The following is a 19,005-nucleotide window of genomic DNA, read 5'->3' as shown; positions in this document are numbered from 1 at the left end:
ACAGCTTCTTTGGAAATGCTGTAAGTCAGACTGGAGCGTGTTATGCATCTGTTTACCCCCAACAGCTGCCCACGATTTGTGAGCCTTTATCGTCTTGGCCGAAAGATTTCCCTGCTTCTCTTCGGCATGAGTGCAGCCGCCCTGCACGCCGCCACCCAACCGACGACAACCACCCTGGCCGTTTCCTCCAGCTCTGTAGCTGCAGGAAAACCGGTCACCTTCACCGTTACCGTGAATTCGAACGGCTCCGCGGTCTCGCCGGGCCAGGTCGCCATCTGTGACGCCGCTGCACCCCACTGCGAGGATGTTCACATCCTGGGCACAGCACAGCTCACGAGCAACGGAACCGCGACCGTCAAGCTTTTGCTGCCCCCCGGCAAACAGAAAGTCTATGCCGCTTTCACGGGAACAAGGTCTTTCGCCAAAAGCTCTTCATCGTCCCAGCCCACGCCGGTCGATGTTGGCGGCCCGCTGCACAGCACCGCTGACATCTCACGCTCAGGCGCCGCGGGCGACTACACCCTTACATCGGCAGTCGGCGGCGAAGGCCGCGCTCCCGTCACCGGCACTGTGTCATTCCTCGATGCCCTCGACAATCACCCCGTCGCATCAGCGCCGCTGACCACTCCAGCGGCTACCCTGACGCAGCCGAAAATTTATCTGCCCAACGCCATTCCCGGAGCATCCGCCGGCACCTATCTTCAATCAGCGGCAGGCGATTTCAACGGCGACGGCATACCCGATGTCGCCGTCATCGGCAGCGGCTCAGTGAACAGCTCCGGCGTCTTTCAAGCCTCTCCCGGAATCGCCGTGCTTCTGGGCGATCCAGCGAATCCCGGACAGTTCCTCTCCCCGACTTTCACGCCTGTGACCGCTCCCTACATCGGCACATTGGTCTCGGCTGACTTCAACGCCGATGGACTGCCCGATCTCGCATTCATTACCTACCTCTCCGGTCCCGGAACCGGCGAGGTTACCATCCTTCTGAACGACCCGGCACATCCGGGCCAGTTCCAGCAGCCCTCCACTCTGACTCTCGGGCAGTTCAATCCGCAGTCTCTCGCAGCGGGAGACTTTAACGCCGACGGCGTGATGGATCTCGTCACCGTAAACAACAACAGCACCGCGACAATTCTGATCGGGGGCGCGCCTTATACCGGCCAGTTTCTTTCGCCGGTAACCTTCAGCATCGGAACTTTCACTTCGAACGCAACCTGGGTGGCTGTAAATGACTTCAACAACGACGGCCTGCCCGATTTCGTCGCCAGCTTCCTCAGCGGCCCGCTGGCCATCGAGTTCAATGACCCTTCAAATCCGGGCAACTTCCTCCCGCCCGTCAATGTCTCGACCGGCGGCGGCGATCTCAATTCAGCCCTCAAAGTGGGCAGCGGAGACTACAACAATGACGGCCTTGCTGACATCGTCGTAGCCAATTCCTCCGGCTCCATCGGCGTCATTCTGAACAGCAGCTCAAATCCGGGAACATTTCTTCCTGCAACCCAATGGGCTCAGTCACCGACTGGTGATGCCATCAATGCAGCCGCCGGCGGCGACTACAACGGTGATGGAGTCCTCGATTTTGCCGTCGCTTACAACACCAGTCCGATAAACAAAATCGGCCTCGTGCTCGGCGATCCCAACAACCCCGGCTCCTTCGCGTCACCTATCTTCGTTTCCAATGGCGATACCGTTCAGGACTCGACCGCCTTCCTCATCGCCAAGGATCTGAACGGCGACGGCCTGTCCGACGTTATCGAATCGAACAAGTTCATCAACACTGACACAGCCAGCACCGCCACCAGCACCGGCGACCTGGGCATCCTCTTCGGACAGGTCACACAGATTGCCACTGCTTCCCACGTCAACCCCGGCAGCACCAAGATTGTCTATGCCAGCTACCCGGGCGACAGCAACTACTACGGCTACCAATCCTGCGAGATCAGCCTCGACGGTTCATCCCCGGCGGCTCCCGTCATTACTGGCATCAGCGTCTCGAACCTCACCGAAAACTCTGCAACCATCAGCTGGACCACGAATATCCCGTCCTACGGCGGCGTGTATTACGGCACCACCCTCACCATGGACAACTCGACGCCATGGACCACCCCGGTTTCCACCACGCATTCCTTCACGCTCACCGGCCTGACCGACGGAACCGCGTACCACTACAAGGTGTGGTCTTCCGGCTACTTCAGCGGATGCTCGCATTGGACGAATTTCGCTTCCGACACCGCAGCCTTCGTTACCCGGAGCGCTGCTCCCCCGCCGCCGGTCACCACGACGGCTCTGTCTGTTTCGGCTAACACAGTGGAGCAGGGAACCCCGGTCATCCTGACTGCAACCGTCACCTCCAACGGCACGCCGGTCACAGCCGGAGAAGTCCTCTTCTGCAAAAAGACCGGGCCCAACTGCCAGGACACAGACCTGCTGGGCATGGCTCACCTCAGCAGCACCGGAAACGCCATGACCGGACTCCTTCTGCCTCTTGGAAGCACAAACATCTACGCCTTCTTTGAAGGCACTACTTCTTACGCTCGCAGCTCTTCGCTGCCCAATTTGAGCACCGTGCAGGTAAACCCTGCTCACACCTACTCGACTGCGGATATCTCGAAGTCAGGCAGCACGGGTGACTACACTCTCACTTCCGTCGTTGAAGGAATCGGCAAGCTGCCTCCATCCGGAACCGTCACCTTCCACAATGCCACCAATAACAAGCCCGTCGCCACCGCGCCGCTGGACAGCTCCACCTTGACCTATGGCGTAACGGCGCCCGTCGACCTGAAGATCGCCAACACGCTGACCACGAACTACCTCGCCCGCGGCGATTTCAACGGAGACGGCATTGTCGATATTGCTGCGGTTCGCGACGGCGGCAAAATCGAAATCCTCTGGGGCGACACGAAGCACATCGGCAGCTTCAATGGATCGGCGCAGTTCTATCCCGACCCATCGCAGACTGCTCCCGCTCCCACCATCAACTGCATCATAGCGGCTGATTTCAACGCTGACGGCATCCTCGACATCGGGCTCTGCCTCAACTACTCCACCTCTGCCGTGCTCGGCGTCCTTATGGGAGACCCGGGCCACCCTGGTCAGTTCCAGCCCATCCAGAAAACGTCCGAGGCTCACGGTCTCACCAATCTGGCCGTGGCTGACTTCAACAAGGATGGATTGCCTGATCTGGTCTTCGTACCCACGGACACAGACGGCTTCTACATCCAGCTCACCGATGCCTCGCATCCCGGCCAGTTCAGTGATCCGGCCTGGTATGCCACCGGCGCCTATGGCGATCCGGGCGGCGGAGGCACAAAAGCCCTCGCCCTTCAGGTTGCCGATTTCAACGCCGACGGCGTGCCCGATGTTGCTCTCTTCCTCATCAATCAATCTATTGACGTAGTGCTCAGCAATCCCGCGCGGCCTGGAGAAGTCCTTCCGTTCACAAACTACCCCATCGATGGCACTGACGTTGCCACCATGGCCAACGTAGCCGTGGGCGACTACAACGGAGACGGCCTGCCTGATCTGGTCGTCACCAGCCAGAACGCTGGTGTCAGCAGTCTGGCCGCGCTTCTCAGCAACTTCTCGAATCCCGGGACGTTCCTTAAGCCGACCACTCTCTACACCTATCCGCAAAACAGCGCGGCCTTCTCGATTTGGCCCGGTGACTACAACGGAGACGGCGTGCTCGATATCGCTGTTCCTGAATACACCACAGGCAACACTACGACCCATGATCTCGCCATCTTCTTCGGCGATGCATCCCAGCCGGGCAAGCTCACGCGCAAAATCGTCTCCAATGATTACTTCACGGTTCTTTTCGCAGGAGACCTGAACGGAGACGGCCTCACCGACCTCGTGACGAGCACGCCCTCGCCTCTCAATACCATTCCCAATAAAGTCATCGCGACGCAGTTCGCCTCGGCCAAAGTTACGGCCACGGCAGCGAATGTCGCGCCTCCCTCCGGTACGCAGTATGTCTATGCCAGCTACTCCGGAGACGACCGTTACTTCGGCTATCAGTCCTGCAGCATCAGCCTGACAGCCTATGGCCCGTCGGCGCCGGTCATCAGCGGCGTCACTGCTACCGCGATCACCGCAACTTCGGCCACCATCAACTGGACGACCAACGTTCCCACCTATGGCAACGTAGCCTACGCCATCTCCGGGAGCCAGAACACCCTGACACCTACGTCAGGCCAGGCTTCCACCACACACTCCTTCACACTCACTGGTCTGACTCCGGGAACGCAGTACAACTTCCAGGCCTCAGCCGTCGCCTACTTCAACGGCTGCTCGCACTGGACCACCATCTCCCCGGTCAGCAACTTCACCACCGCAGCAAAGTAGTAAGTTACCCTAACTTAGGATCTTCGGCGCGAATAACATCGCGCCGAAGATATCACTTAGATAGACGCGTCTATGTGGAGTTTTCCCTAAGCAGCGAGATAAGTTATTTACAGACCTTGCACTTGATTTCTAGTGGCTGAACCCAGCGTAATTCCTGTTTGAACAGCAAATCATCAACAGATCCGCACTTATCTAAGTAACTTCCGCCACTTACCGCAGCTCTGCCTACCTGCAAAGAATTAATACAAATTTTTCTTCCACAATTTCCCTATCGCAGGGTATGCTTTCGCCCACTCCTGGGCAAGTACCAGTTACTTTCCAGGTGTACCGCTATCCGAAACCTGGCCATCAGGCCTGGTCTGTTTCACTTCTCATTTATGTCCGACTACAGGAGAGTTGCTATGCATCTGTTATCCCTCGACAGTTGCCCACCATTGGTGAGTCTGTATCGTTCTCGCTTTAAGATTTCACTGGCACTGGCCTGCTTCGGCCTGAGTGCAGCTTCGCTGCACGCCGCTCAGCAGCCTACGACAGTGTCATTGGCTGTCTCTTCGAGCTCCATTACCGCCGGAACCCCTGTCACTCTGACAGCGTCGGTAAAGTCCAATCAGTCCGGAATCAACATCGGTCAGGTCGCCTTCTGCGATGCTGCCGCAGCGTACTGTGAAGATGCGGCCCTTCTTGGCACAGCGCAGGTCAATGGCGGAACCGCCAGCCTCAAGCTGATCCTCCCCGCCGGCAGGCAGAGCATTTACGCTTTGTATCAGGGAACAACAACCTATGCCGGCAGCTCCAGCCTGTCCACACCCGCAACGGTAGATGTCGGCGGGCCCCTGCACAGCACGGCTGATATTTCAGCAACAGGAAATACAGGAGACTACACGCTTACCTCCGCGGTTTCCGGACAGGGCAGGGCTCCCGTAACTGGAGCCGTATCGTTTCTCGACGCTATCACTCACCACACCCTTGCTTCTGCGCCTTTGGGCTCGACTGCTGCCTCTTTCACAGAGCCCAAGGTTTACCAGGCAAACGGCATACCGGGTGGAACCTCCGGCCACTACATGCAAGTCGCGCGAGGCGACTTCGACGGCGACGGCGTGCCTGACCTGGCCGTCATCAGTGATGGTGTTCCAGACAACGCCGGCACTGTCCACGACGTCTCGGCCATCGGCATTCTTCCCGGAGACCCAAAACATCCCGGCCAGTTTCTCTTTCCACATTATGTATTCACACCCGGCAACACCAGCGTGTACCCTCCTGTGATTACTTTGATCGCTGCCGGAGACTTCAATGCAGATGGGCTGGACGACATTGCATTGACCTATGTCGAGCCCTTTGCCAGCACCTCCCATGTCATCGTTCTGCTGAACGACCCGGCCCATCCGGGCCAGCTCCAGCAGAAGACTCCGGAATACAATCTTGGCGCTAACACCCCCGTGTCTCTGGAAGTTGCCGATTTCAATGACGATGGCGCGCTCGATTTGCTGGTGTGCGGCAGCAACCTTGCCCTGTTTCCCGGTGATCCGGGTCATTCCGGGCAGTTTCAGTCTCCGCTGACGTTCAGTTTGGATGTCAGTGCCCCTTCCCCGAATTCATTTGCCATTGCCGACTTCAACCACGACGGACTGCCCGACATCGCTGGCGTCCGCGTTGACGGCTCCGTAATTGTGGCTCTCAACGACCCTTCCCATCCAGGACAGTTTCTCGCAGCTGTCAGCGTAGCGACCGGCGGTGGAAGTCCAAACTATTCAAATCACAGCGTGGTTGCAGGCGATTTCAATGACGACGGTCTGCCCGATATCGCCGTAGGGAATCAGTCAGGCTCCATCAGCCTCGTTCTCAACAACAAAACCAATCCCGGACACTTTCTTTCGGCAACGCAGTACACACTGGGTTCTGACCGGATCACTGCGGTGGCTGCAGGTGATTTCAACAGTGACGGAGCTCTTGATCTTGCCTTCACCGGCGACGGCTCCTTCGCAAATAAAATAGGACTTCTGCAGGGTGATCCGGCTCACCCGGGACAGTTCCTGCCCGCTGCCTTCTATGCCGACGGCAACAATAGTAACTATCCCTTTCGCTGGTTATTCGGCGGCGATCTGAACGGCGATGGCCTGTCCGACCTGATCGTGCAGTTCAATCCTGACTATGAATACGGAGGCTTTCAGGTCTTCTCCGGCCGGATTACGCAGACAGCCACCGCAACCCATGTCAATCCCGGCAGCAGCAGATATGTGTACGCCAGCTATCCAGGAGACAGCAACTATTACGGCTACGACTCCTGCGAGATCAGCCTTGATGGTGCGGCGCCTGCCGCTCCTGTCATCAGCGGCATCGCTGTCTCCAACATCACTGAAACCTCGGCGACTATCAGCTGGACCACCGACATCGCCAGCTATGGCGGCGTGAATTACGGCCTCACCCAGACCATCGACAGCGCTACGCCCTGGCAGGAGCCTGTCTCCCGCAGACACTCCGTCATCATCAACAACCTTAGAGAAGGAACCGGATACTACTATCAGGTATGGTCCGCCGCTTATTTCAACGGCTGCTCTCACTGGACTTCCTTTGCTTCCAATAATGCCTCGTTCGTCACCAGAAGCACAGCCCCCACAACTCAGTCCACTGTCACCGCTTTGTCCGCTTCAACAGGTTCTGTGGAGCAGGGAACCCCCGTCGCTCTGACTGCAACCGTCACCTCCGGCAGCACTCCTGTCACCGCAGGCGAGGTCATTTTCTGCAAACGGTCCGGCATCAACTGTCAGGATTCGAATCTGCTCGGCACGGCCCATCTCACCACAGCAGGAAAGGCAACCGCTAAGCTGTTGCTGCCTCCTGGCAATCAGGAAGTCTATGCCTCCTTCCAGGGAACAACAGCTTACGCCGCGAGCACTTCGTTGCCCCGGACAAGCAGAGTGAGCGTCGTTCCCACGCACGCTTCCAGCAGAGCCGACATCTCGAAATCCGGCGAGCCCGGCAATTACACCCTCTCTTCCATCGTCTCTGGAATCGGCATGCTTCCGCCGACCGGGACCGTCTCTTTTCTTGACCTGGTCACAAACCAGGCTATCGCCACCGCGCCCTTGAACAGTTCCACCTTGAGCTTTGGCCTGGCTGCTCCCACCGATTTAAGAATCGCCGATCGGTTTGGGAACCTGGCCGCCCGCGGTGACTTCGATGGGGATGGAATCCCCGACCTTGCCGCTGTCCGCGGCAGCTCGATCGAAATCCTGCGCGGAGACCCGCACCAGCCGGGCCAGTTCCTTCCATCACAGCCCGTTGAGGTCAACCCGGTCAATCCTTCGTTCCCGATTACGTGCATCACCGCAGGTGACTTCAATGGCGACGGGTTATTGGACCTCGCTGTTTGCATCACCACCGATTCCCAAACGTATGCACTTGGCATCCTGATGGGCGATCCGGCTCACCCAGGGCAGTTCCAACCGGTAGTACAGATCGAAACTCCCCACGGAATCGCCAGCATCGCGGCGGCTGACTTCAACAAGGACGGCCTTTCGGACCTGGCCTATCTTCCCACCGATTCGGATGGCTTCTTTGTTCAGCTTTCCGATCCCTCACAGCCGGGCAGGTTCCTGCCGCCCGCCAAATATCCCACTGGCACATACGGCAACCAGGGCACAGGCAAATGGGCTGGCTCTCTTCACGTTGCAGATTTCAACGCCGACCAGGTGCCCGACATAGCCCTCTTTGTCGCAAACGACTCCATAGCTGTTGCTCTCGGAAACCCGGCGCATCCGGGCGAGATGCTGCCAACCGTCATCTACCCCGTAGGCGCTACGGACTACACTGTTGACGTTCCAGTTGCAAACATGACTGTTGGCGATCTCAATGGAGACGGACTGCCCGACTTCGCAGTAACGGATCAGAACGCGCTCATTGCACTGTACGGAGACAGGGCCAATCCGGGGCGCTTCCTTTCCCCGGAAACCCTGTATTCCTATCCCGGAAACGTCAATTCTCCACCTGTCTATGACACGGATTACCCCGTCTCACTCTGGTCAGGGGATTTCAACGGCGACGGCGTACTGGACCTGGCAGCCCCTGAGTTCAAATCTTTGAGTGACGGTAAAACCAACACCACTGACTATGATTTCCAGATCTTCTTCGGCGACCCGAAGCATCCCGGCCAGTTAACACCACCTCAGACTGTCGCTTCGAATCAGTTTGATGTCCTCCTCGCAGAAGACCTGAATGGCGACGGCATGGCCGATCTCGTCACCAGCACACCCAGCCCGCACGCCAATCCCGATCACGTCATTTCTACGCAGCTTGCAGCAGCCAGGGTCGCCGCCACCGCAACCAACGTCTCTCCCTCAACCGCGACAGATTATGTGTATGCCAGCTACTCCGGAGACAATCACTATTCCGGTTACCAGTCCTGCGAGATCAGCCTGACCTCAACGAATCCCGCTGCTCCCGTCATCTTGAACCTCTCCCGCTCCAACGTCACATCCACCTCGGCAACCATCAGCTGGACCACCGACATTTCCTCTTATGGCACGGTGGATTATGGCTTTGACTCCCAGAATCTGGACAACCGGACTCCCTGGGTCAATCCGGTTTCCAAATCACACTCCTTCGTTTTGAGCAATCTGACTCCGGGACGGAGCTACTACTACCAGGTCTCTGCCGTGGCTTACTACAACGGCTGTGACCACCGGACCACACTCTCAGGCCTCAACTTCTTCGATACGCTAAACCAGTAAACTCTTCACTCCTCGCGTTAGAGTGCCCTGCACTTCGTCCCGTGAAAAACGGACGAAGTGCGGGCTGCGGGATCCCGCTCGAAGTACACAATATCCTTGTCAGCGACTCACTGCCGTCAACCCCAGAGCCTGCACATACCCGGCATTTACCCGCGTATTCGCAAACTGGATCTTCTTGAGCAGATCATCGAACGCCTCCTGCGCCTCTTCCACTGAAGGCCGCGCGGCAATGCGCTTCTCCGCATTCCCGGTCCCCGGAGCCAGCTTGGCGAACGCAATAATCGCGTCCCAGTGCGCCGGACGTTCAAAGGTCACGACCGACGAAGTCGCGTCCATCTTCTTGTACGGCCAGAAGCACCAGCCCACATGATTGGCTTCAAGCGTCTTGGTGAAGGCGGCAATCCACTCATCCTTGTTCTCACCCGACTCGCCCAGCCAGAGGGGCACATGGTACTTGTCGCGAAAATCAAGATACTCCTGAATCACGCTCACATCCGGCGCTGTCCAGTATTTGTGGAAGGTGTACATCACATTCGAGTCAAATGGAGAACTAAAGACCTTGAAGTTCGAGTCCCACTGCGCGCCGCCGAGAATCACCACATGGTTGTGGTCCACCTCGCGTACCGCCGCCACCAGCTTGCGGTACACCGGCTCAAGATCATTGTCATATTGCCGCAGCTGCGGATAGTGCGGGATCGGCTCATTCAGCAGGTCGTACCCCAGCACCATCGGCTCATTCCTGTAATGCGCTGCCAGCCGCTTCCACACAGCCGCCGCATGCTCCTGCGCCGCCGGACTGCGATATAGCCACGGATAGCCCCAGCTGTCATCAATGTTCGTGCCCGTCTGTCCGCCCGGAGCGCAGTGCAGATCAAGGATGACGTAGACCTGGTCCTTGCGTGCCCACTCCACCAGCCGGTCAAGCAGTCTGAAGCCCTCGCTGTTGTCGCTCTCAAAGAATTTCCAGTGCAGCGGCACACGCACTGAGTTGAATCCGCTCTTCTTGAGAAGATCAATATCGGCCTGTGTGATGTAGCTCTCGCGCCACTGCTTCCAGAAAGCGTCCGCTTTCTCTGGCCCGATCAGCTCATAGCTCAGCTCTTCAATTTCGCGCGTCGACTGCGGCCCTCCGTCGAAGTGAAACATATAGCCTTCGGGCTCGAACCAGTTGCCCAGATTGATGCCGCGCAGCATCAGGGGCTGCCCCTTGGCATCCACCAGATCAGCGCCTTTTGTATGGACAAAGCCACGCTGCGCAAAAAGCACAGGGCAGAGAAAGATCAGCAGCGCAAAAGAGAGAAGAGACCGCTTGCAGATTTTCATGGTGGCGCAAGGATATACCAAAGACCAACGTTTGTTTACTGGCCCCGCACCACATTCATGAAATCAACACTCACTGGGCGCTCGACCGCTCAGGCAACGTCGGTCCAGTCCAGAATGACCTTTCCCGTCTGCCCGGAAATCATGGCATCGAATCCCGCCTGAAACTCCCGGTAGCTGTAACGGTGCGTGATCACCGGAGAAATATCGAGACCGGATTCAATCATCACACTCATCTTGTACCAGGTCTCGTACATCTCGCGCCCGTAGATGCCCTTGATGGTCAGCATATTGAAGATGACCGCCCGCCAGTCAATCGACATCGGCTTCGCGGGAATCCCGAGCATGGCAATCTTCGCTCCATGACTCATGTTCGCGACCATCTCCTGCATGGCTGCAGGATGGCCCGACATCTCGAGCCCCACATCAAATCCTTCGCGCATGCCGAGCTGTTTCTGCACTTCCGCGAGAGGCGTTTCCTGCGTATTCACAGCAAGAGTCGCGCCCATCTTGCGCGCCAGCTCCAGGCGGAAAGGATTCACATCCGTGATCACTACGTGGCGTGCGCCCGCATGCCGCGCCACTGGAATTGCCATGATTCCGATCGGCCCTGCGCCGGTAATCAATACGTCTTCGCCGAGCACCGGGAAGGAAAGAGCCGTGTGCACCGCGTTCCCGAAGGGATCGAAGATGGCGGCGACTTCCTGGTTGATGCCCGGATCATGCCGCCAGATATTGCTCATCGGCAGCGCGATGAACTCAGCGAACGCTCCTGGCCGGTTGACTCCCACGCCCGATGTGTAGGCGCACAGATGCCGCCTGCCTGCAAGGCAATTCCGGCAGCGTCCGCAGGTGACGTGCCCCTCGCCGCTCACAATGTCGCCGGGGTAGAAGTCGTTTACGTTCGATCCAACTTCAACAATCTCTCCGACAAACTCATGCCCGATCGCCATCGGCACAGGAATGGTCTTCTGCGCCCACTCGTCCCACTGATAAATATGAACGTCTGTTCCGCAAATGCCCGTATAGCGCACGCGGATCAGTACATCATTGATCCCGATCGTGGGTTTTTCGATATCGTCCAGCCACAGCCCGCGCTCGGCGCGGCTCTTCACCAAAGCCTTCATGAATTCCTCAACCAGGAATTCGTGTCATGTTCTGTAACCATAAATCAATCGTAACAGTGAGGCGTCTTGAGTTGAAAATCAGGCTGCGCATCAGGACGTAAGTCAGTTTTCTTTCACTACTCCGATCGCAGCGCTTCCACAGCATTGACTCGCGCTGCGCGGGCGGCCGGCACCGCTGACGCGATCACCGCTGCGGCCAGAATGACGAAAGCGGACAGGATGAATACAAGAATCCCCGGCTGGCGCACTTCCGTTATGTATCTGGTGATGCCGCGCGCAAAGGCAATGCCGAATACAACGCCCGCGCCCACTCCGATGCCGGCGATCGTCAGCCCCTGAAGCAGAACGTCGGTGAGAATGTTTCGTGGTTGTGCGCCAAGAGCCATGCGGATTCCAAACTCGCGCGTGCGGCCGCTGACCGAAAATGCAAGCACGCCGGCAACACCTACGACAGAGATCAGGAGCGCTACAGCCGCAAATCCACCGAAGACAACGGCATTGAGCTTGTCCGGTGTCATCACCTCCGCGCGAATATCGTTCAAGGTACTCACCTTCTCTACCGGCTGATCGGCTGAGATGTCATGGATGGTGCGCGTAATGGCCGGAGTCAGCGAATACGGATCATCGCCCTTTGCGCGAACAAAGAGACGTCCCTGCCAGCCTTCCTGATCGGTGGGCTGGTAGACAGTCATGGCCGGCGAGGGGATGATGTTCTCGTCGTCGATGTCGGGGACAATGCCGACAATGCGCCGCGGGTCATAGCTGATGCCGGCGAACTTCATCACGCCGTCCGTCCAGTGCAGCTCACGGTTGAGCGCGTTCCCGTTGGGAAAGAGTGTTTTGGCGAGGCTCTGGCTTACGATAACCACGCGCTCGGAGCCGGCCTTGTCCGTATCTCTGAAGTCGCGGCCTTCGATGAAAGGCACGCCGAGCGTTCCAAAGTAGCCGGGCGAGATGGAGCGGAACTTCGCGCGCCAGTCATCAACGCCGTTTTTGCGTACCTCGCCCGGCGCCGAAAAGGCGAAGCTGATGTTCAGGCCCTGATCGTCGCGCCAGGGAACGCTGAAGCCAGTGGAAACATGGGCCACGCCGGGCAAAGCGCTCACGCGGCGCTGCACGTCATGGTAGAAGTTCTGGATCTGCTCGGGCGTTCTGCCATACGTCAGCACCGGCAGATTCACCGCAAGCACGTGCGAAGTGTCAAACGGCGGACGCGTGTTTTCGAGAGTGTAGAGCGTGCGCATGAGCACAGCCGCGCCGGTCAACAGCAGAAACGAGGCTGCAATCTGCATGACCGCGAAGATGCGCAATCGCCGGTTGCTGCTTCCCGTGCTGCTGCGTGATCCGCTGCTGGCGAGGCTCGTGCCCAGTTGTGCGCCGGCTGAAGGCAGACGGGGAATCAATGCAAGAAAAACCGCTGCGGCTAGCGCCAGTCCGATGCCGAACCATACGAGATTGAAGTCGAGCGTCAGGCCGTCAGCGCGTACCGAGAAGCGTGCCGCATAACGTCCGAGCACATAGACCATAGGCCATGCCAGGAGCAGAGCTGCTAGAACTCCGCTGCCGCAGAGCACCAGGCTTTCGGCCAGCAGCGAGCGCCGCAGCGATGCTGTACTGGCTCCCAGCGCCGAGCGTACCGCGAGTTCCGATTCGCGTCTGACTGTGCGCGCGAGCACCAGGTTGGCGACGTTCGAGCACGCAATGACAAACAGCAGGCCCGCAGCGGCAAAGAGTACCCATAAGACAGTGTTGGCGCGGGCGTTGATCTGCTCGTGCATGCGCTTCACGTCAATCTGGTAATGATTGTCAGGTCTGTAAACGTCAGGATGCGCAGCCAGCATGGAAGCGTAGCGCGTGCGCAGCTCCGCGCGTGCGGCATCCAGCGTAGCGCCCGGTGCGAGGCGCGCAAAGACCTCCGTCATGCGATGCTCGCGGCCTGTGACCATGGTGGCGGAGAGATGATGCGGGCTGGTCACGACGTTGGCGATGATCTCAGTGGCGACGGGATAAGGCACCGAAGGCTCAAGCACTCCGACGATGGTGGCATTGCGCGGACCGCCGAAGCTTTCCAGATGTACTGCCTTGCCCAGCACGCCTGGGTCGCCGTGCAGCGATTCTTTCCAGAAACGATAGGTCAGCACGATGGCTCCCGGTGCGTTGGGGCCGTCATCGGATGTCGCCAAAAGGCGGCCCAGCACCGGGCGCAATCCCATGACTTCAAAGTAGTGGCCGTCAACAACACCCGCGGGAATCTCGCGCGGCGTGCCCAGGCCGATGATCGTGAAGTCCACAGTGGAGAAGGTGCCAAGCTCGGTGATGGTCTTCAGGTCCTTGCCGAGATCATCGATTTCAGGGATGGAGAAGTTCGCATTCTGCTCTCCGAGGCCCGGCGCGCTCTGCCGCACATAGAGCAGGCGGTCTTCGTCGCGATTCGCGAGCGGGCGCATCAACACCGCGCGCACCACGCTGAAGATGGCAGCGTTGGCGCCGATTCCAAGGGCCAGCGTGATGGCGACGGTAAACCACAGCGGGCGTACGCGCCAGAGGGAGCGCACAGCAATTTTCAGATCACGAAGGAATGACATTGAGCTTCTTCTCCTGGTGGAAATCAGCAGCACAGTCTTGCGCGCTGGATCGTTTGACTTATAGTCGTCCGGCGTGGAGGAAAATCGACAGATGACCCGATTTTTTTACCTCAATCCTACAGCTGCGCCGCCGCGAACCGACGTTCCGACTCATGCTCTCCAGATTTCGCTGCATTGATTCGCCGTTTGGTGTTGTGCCCTGCGGGTGGGGTCGGTGTGCGGCTTGACAATTTACGTTGATATCAACATATTAGAATGAGTGTCAAGAGGAAAATCAGTTCCGTTCGCAACTACGCTGTATGTGCGCGACTGCTGTCTCTGCCTGCACGTGCAGAGAGCGGCGCGCTCTCTGGCCCGGCGCTTCGATGATGCTCTGCGGCCTCTGGGACTGACGAACGGTCAGTTTTCTCTGTTGATGTCACTGAATCGACCCGAGCCGGCCAGCATGGCTTCGGTAGCCGAACTTCTGGCCATGGACCGAACGACACTTACCGCAGCACTGAAGCCGCTCGAGCGGCGCGGACTGGTGAAAGTGGTTGCCGACCGGACAGACCGGCGCAGCCGGAGGCTGGGTCTCACTTCTGCAGGTGAGAAGCTGCTGGCTTCAGCCGTGCCGGTGTGGGAGCAGACCCATCGCGAAATAGAAGCGCTGATCAAGGATATTGATCCGGCTCAACTGCGGAGCGCGTTATTGGCCTTCTCCTAGCCTTTCCCGCGCTTACCGTCAAAGGCAGAATCCTGTCAGCGATCCTTCGCAACATTTGCATGGGCTCGTTGACTGAATTCAGTTGGCGCAAAATCGCTGACTCGCTCATGCATCCTTGATCAATAGCACAGCAGCAAATTCAATTGACTCGAAATTCCTTCCTTCTAATGTCAACTTTCGTGATGCATTTTCGTCTTCCTGATAGAACTGTCTGGCGAGGCACAACGGATAGAGCTACATGAGCTGTCACTGAAGCGCGCGGCTGTACAAGTTCATTTTGATATTCCGGAAAACAGCACATAGTTGGCAAACTATGCAACTTTTAATCTCCGCTTAACGTCTAAGTTTCGAAACGCATTAGGCAGGCTGATAGTGAAAAAGCGCGTATTGATTCCCCTATTCTGCGCTATTGAATTCTTCGTTCTCCTGATCGCGCTTGAGCAGCAGGCTCACGCGTACGTCGATCCCGGTTCCGGCCTGCTTATGTTCCAGGTAGGCGGATCCATGCTGGCAGGTGCGGTCTTCATGCTTCGCAGAAAGCTGCGCCGGCTCTTCCGGCTGGATCATTCCGTGAAAGAAGACGCTTCACAGGGAAACCAGGCCATCCCCAGCGAGGCGCGTAGCGGTGAACCAGACTCTTCGCATTGAGAGCGACCAGTTTCAGACATTTCGTGATCCAGCCAGCACGCTCCGCATCGAAAACGGCAGAGTCTTAAGAAGTGTTCGCCGCGAGTACGCCGACACTATTCTCAACTTCATTCACTCACAGGTAGGCGAGCGCTGGGTCGATTCCGGACGTCTCGTCTCGACAGAAGTTGTGCCGCAGCACGAAGACACATCCGTGCTGCTCGAGCACCCGCGTATCTTCTTCCCGTCGTATCCGTGGGAATGGACGCCCGGCCAGTGGGCCGCTGCCGCGGAACTCACGCTCGACCTCTGCGAAGAAGTGCTCGATCAGGGCCTCATCCTCAAAGATGCAACGCCATTGAATGTTCTCTTTGATGGCCCGCAGCCCGTCTTCGTCGATATCTCGTCGGTAGAAGTGCGCGACACCGCAAGCCCCATATGGCTTGCTTATGCACAGTTCGTGCGCACATTCCTGCTGCCTCTAGCTGCTTTTAAATATCTAGGCTGGCCTCTTGCAGCAAGCCTGCAGAAGCGCGATGGCTACGAGCCCGCTGATCTCTATCCGCACCTCTCGCCATTGCAGCGCTGGAGAAAACCCTTCCGCTCTCTCGTGACCATGCCGTATCTGCTCGAGAAGCGTAAGAGCACTGCCGATTCCGCGCTTTCACGCAACAGCTGGAAGCAGCCTCCAGAAGCAGCTACTGGAATCCTGCGCCGCAACCTGCGAGCGCTGCGCAAGACTCTCCATTCGCTCCTGCCGGAAAATCAAAACTCCCGCTGGAGCGATTACCCGGAGAGCGCCGGCCACTACAGCGTGGAAGATCACGAAGCCAAGCAGGCATTCGTGCGCGGCGCGCTTGAGCAGGCGCATCCGTCTACCGTGCTTGATCTCGGTGCGAACACCGGCGCCTACTCGCGCATCGCTGCCGGTCTCGGAGCGCGCGTCATCGCGTGGGACTCGGACATTCAGGCCTGTGAGCGCAACTGGCATGAAGCGCTCGCGCAGAAGCTGCCTGTCCAGCCGCTCGTGGCCGACCTCGCGCGTCCTACGCCCGCAGCCGGATGGCGCAACGCGGAAGCACTATCATTGCTCGACCGCGCACGCGGAGGCTTCGATTGCGTCATGATGCTGGGCCTGATCCATCACCTGCTGCTCGCCGATCAGATTCCGCTCGCAGAGATTGCGCGGCTCATGCGCGAGCTCACGCACAGATGGCTCATCACCGAATGGGTGCCCGCTTCTGATCCGCGTTTCATCGACCTGCTGCGCGGGCGCGATGACCTCTACGGCCATCTGAATGAAGAAGAGTTCCTGGGCGCATTCAGCAATGATTTCTCCTGCTCGCTCAGGCAGCCGCTCGGAAACGGGCGCATTCTCTTCCTCTTCGAAGCACAATCTCAATGAAGGCGCGCCTGTTCTTTGAAGGCGCAGGCGCGGCGATCCTTCTTCTTGTCGTTTCCTTCTGGGATTTTCTGTCTCCCTACCATCTCATCCTCTATCACAACCCATGTCCGCTCTCGACCGTCGCCGCCGGGTTCGCCATCGATCTCGTCGCTGCCTCAATCCTCGGCGCTCTGCTGTTTTATTTTCTCGACCGTTACGACTTGCGCAAAACAAGCCTCATCTGGGCTGCCATCATCATCTGGCTCATCCTCAGGATCACCAGCCTGGTCATCTTCTTCCTGAGCTACTACGACACAGAAATTCTCAGCGGTCACAAACCGCGCACCGTCATCCGGATCGCAACTTATGTAGGCGTTCTCCTGCTGTGGTGGCGAGCTCGCGCGAGTTTTCAGAAGTGTGTGCAAGGTGCGAGAGTTGTCTTCGCCCTGCTCGGCTGCTCGATTCTATGGATGCTCCCGCAGCTCATCCTTTTCGCAGCGCGCACTCCGCCAAGAACAGTCTCAGCCTTCACCAAAACAGATTCTCAGCGCACATCCACATCACAGGACAGAATCGTCTGGATTCTCCTCGATGAGCTTTCCTACGATCAGGTCTTCGATCACCGGCAGCCCGGCATCAATCTTCCGCGCCTCGACCAGTTAAAAAATGAGAGCGTCTCCTTCGCAAACGTGCAGCCTGCCGGCTACTACACAGACATCGTCATCCCATCACTGCTTCTCGGACGTACGCTGAACGGCATCCGCAGTGGATTCGACGGCAGTCTCTACATGCACGAAGCAGGAACACCCGGCTGGCATCCATTCGACTCCAACGCAACGCTCTTCAAAAACGCACAGGATCAAGGCTGGAACACAGGCGTCGCCGGCTGGTTCAATCCCTACTGCCGCATCCTCGAAAATGTTCTCGACTCCTGTTACTGGCAGTACATCACGTTCTTCCAGATGCATATGTCCGATCAGAAATCATCGTTCGCCAATGCACTCGCATTTGCCTCCCGCACAAAAGACAACGTGAACAGCGAGCACGCCGAGGAATACAAAGACCTGCTTGATCCCTCCATCACATTGCTCAAGAACGAATCCATACGCTTCGCATTCATCCATCTTCCCGTTCCGCACCCACCGGGAATCTACGACAGAAGAACAAACACGTTCAGCAGGCGGGGAACATATCTCGACAATCTCGTGCTCACCGACCAGGCATTAGGCACGCTGCTCGATACGCTCGGGAAAACCGCATCGGCATCGCACACAACGCTCATCGTCTCATCCGATCATTCGTGGCGCGTCGGCATGTGGCGCAGCGCCGAAGGCTGGAGCAGGGAAGAAGAACAAGCCTCAAATGGAAAATTTGACCCGCGCCCTGTTCTGCTGATTCATTTTCCGCAGGAAGCCAGCGCAGAAACCAGATCCGCACAATTTCCAGAGATCAGGATGCATGAGCTGCTCCAGTCCATGCTCAAAAGCGAAATACATTCGCAATCCGACCTCGACACCTGGCTCGCCAACCAGTGATCCAAGCGTTCACCGATAATGTCATCAGTATGCAAATCCGGCACGTACAACCAGGCGATATCTCCGAATGGCTGCGCATGCGCTGCGCGCTCTGGCCGGAGGGCTCTGCCGAGGAACACGAAAAAGAAATCAGGGAATATCTCACGCGCTCTGATATCGCTGTCTTCGTCGCTGTCAGGCCAGACGGATACCTCGCCGGCTTGGCCGAAGCAGGCTCGCGCCCTTTTGCCGACGGCTGCGACACAAGCCCGGTCGCTTATCTTGAAGGCTGGTATGTCGATCCGGATGCGCGCCGCCAGAAGATTGGAGCGGCGTTAGTCGCTGCTGTCGAAGGCTGGGCACGCGAACAAGGCTTTCAAGAATTCGCATCCGACGCGCTGCTTGAAAATATCGAATCGCACCACGCGCATGAGGCCCTGGGATTCGCCGAGGTAGAGCGCGCCGTCCGCTACCGCAAAGTCCTGTAAAGCAGGTTCAATTTCAGTCTGGTTGAATGAATTGTCATCCCGACCGAAGCGATCACAGGGAGCGCAGCGGAGGGACCTGCAGTTTTGCTCCGGACCACAGGTTTTGCTTCGAACTACAGTTTTGCTTTGGACTGCAGTTTTGCTCCGGACTACAGTTTTGCTCCGGACTGCAGTTTTGCT

At 57.9% G+C, this 19,005-nt stretch carries 10 protein-coding genes; 7 read left to right on the top strand and 3 right to left on the bottom strand.

The genetic code is table 11. The features are described 5' to 3' along the window. Positions 1-42: 42 nt before the first annotated feature. Positions 43-4,347, top strand: coding sequence for an FG-GAP-like repeat-containing protein (locus AC5S16_RS16865; protein ID WP_493931267.1), 4,305 nt, complete (start codon positions 43-45; stop codon positions 4,345-4,347). A gap of 401 nt (positions 4,348-4,748) precedes the next feature. After that, complete coding sequence (locus AC5S16_RS16860; protein WP_493931266.1) at positions 4,749-9,074, top strand: FG-GAP-like repeat-containing protein; 4,326 nt, start codon at positions 4,749-4,751, stop codon at positions 9,072-9,074. Positions 9,075-9,173: 99 nt separating this feature from the next. Here the strand turns inward: AC5S16_RS16860 and AC5S16_RS16855 are convergent, their stop codons facing one another. From AC5S16_RS16855 to AC5S16_RS16845, 3 genes are all read right to left on the bottom strand, one after another. Beyond that, complete coding sequence (locus AC5S16_RS16855) at positions 9,174-10,397, bottom strand: glycoside hydrolase family 5 protein (RefSeq protein WP_493931265.1); 1,224 nt, start codon at positions 10,395-10,397, stop codon at positions 9,174-9,176. Positions 10,398-10,486: 89 nt separating this feature from the next. Continuing rightward, positions 10,487-11,521 carry an L-threonine 3-dehydrogenase gene (tdh, locus tag AC5S16_RS16850; protein ID WP_493931264.1) on the bottom strand — a complete coding sequence of 345 codons (1,035 nt, stop codon included), beginning with the start codon at positions 11,519-11,521 and terminating at the stop codon, positions 10,487-10,489. A 116-nt stretch (positions 11,522-11,637) separates the two neighbouring features. Then, positions 11,638-14,106 carry an ADOP family duplicated permease gene (locus AC5S16_RS16845; RefSeq protein ID WP_493931263.1) on the bottom strand — a complete coding sequence of 823 codons (2,469 nt, stop codon included), beginning with the start codon at positions 14,104-14,106 and terminating at the stop codon, positions 11,638-11,640. 259 nt (positions 14,107-14,365) lie between these two features. Between AC5S16_RS16845 and AC5S16_RS16840 the strand changes: the two genes are divergently transcribed. From AC5S16_RS16840 to aac(6'), 5 genes are all read left to right on the top strand, one after another. Further along, positions 14,366-14,812 carry a MarR family winged helix-turn-helix transcriptional regulator gene (locus tag AC5S16_RS16840; protein WP_493931262.1) on the top strand — a complete coding sequence of 149 codons (447 nt, stop codon included), beginning with the start codon at positions 14,366-14,368 and terminating at the stop codon, positions 14,810-14,812. Positions 14,813-15,184: 372 nt separating this feature from the next. After that, entirely contained in the window at positions 15,185-15,460 is a 276-nt protein-coding gene (locus AC5S16_RS16835; RefSeq protein ID WP_493931261.1) for a hypothetical protein, read from the top strand. Further along, complete coding sequence (locus tag AC5S16_RS16830; RefSeq protein WP_493931260.1) at positions 15,438-16,844, top strand: class I SAM-dependent methyltransferase; 1,407 nt, start codon at positions 15,438-15,440, stop codon at positions 16,842-16,844. Before AC5S16_RS16835 ends, AC5S16_RS16830 begins: the two co-directional genes overlap by 23 nt. Continuing rightward, entirely contained in the window at positions 16,841-18,358 is a 1,518-nt protein-coding gene (locus AC5S16_RS16825) for a sulfatase-like hydrolase/transferase (RefSeq protein WP_493931259.1), read from the top strand. Before AC5S16_RS16830 ends, AC5S16_RS16825 begins: the two co-directional genes overlap by 4 nt. Positions 18,359-18,387: 29 nt before the next feature. After that, complete coding sequence (gene aac(6'), locus AC5S16_RS16820) at positions 18,388-18,825, top strand: aminoglycoside 6'-N-acetyltransferase (RefSeq protein ID WP_493931258.1); 438 nt, start codon at positions 18,388-18,390, stop codon at positions 18,823-18,825. Positions 18,826-19,005 lie beyond the last annotated feature (180 nt).

The organism is Acidobacterium sp. FHG110202_01 (assembly GCF_059115305.1).
This window is presented reverse-complemented; position numbering and strand designations above follow the sequence as displayed.

Excerpts from the sequence above, each read along its gene's own strand:
- AC5S16_RS16855 (WP_493931265.1), bottom strand. The coding sequence starts at position 10,397 with ATGAAAATCTGCAAGCGGTCTCTTCTCTCTTTTGCGCTGCTGATCTTT.
- AC5S16_RS16860 (WP_493931266.1), top strand. The coding sequence starts at position 4,749 with ATGCATCTGTTATCCCTCGACAGTTGCCCACCATTGGTGAGTCTGTAT.
- AC5S16_RS16865 (WP_493931267.1), top strand. The coding sequence starts at position 43 with ATGCATCTGTTTACCCCCAACAGCTGCCCACGATTTGTGAGCCTTTAT.
- AC5S16_RS16825 (WP_493931259.1), top strand. The coding sequence starts at position 16,841 with ATGAAGGCGCGCCTGTTCTTTGAAGGCGCAGGCGCGGCGATCCTTCTT.
- AC5S16_RS16845 (WP_493931263.1), bottom strand. The coding sequence starts at position 14,106 with ATGTCATTCCTTCGTGATCTGAAAATTGCTGTGCGCTCCCTCTGGCGC.
- tdh (WP_493931264.1), bottom strand. The coding sequence starts at position 11,521 with ATGAAGGCTTTGGTGAAGAGCCGCGCCGAGCGCGGGCTGTGGCTGGAC.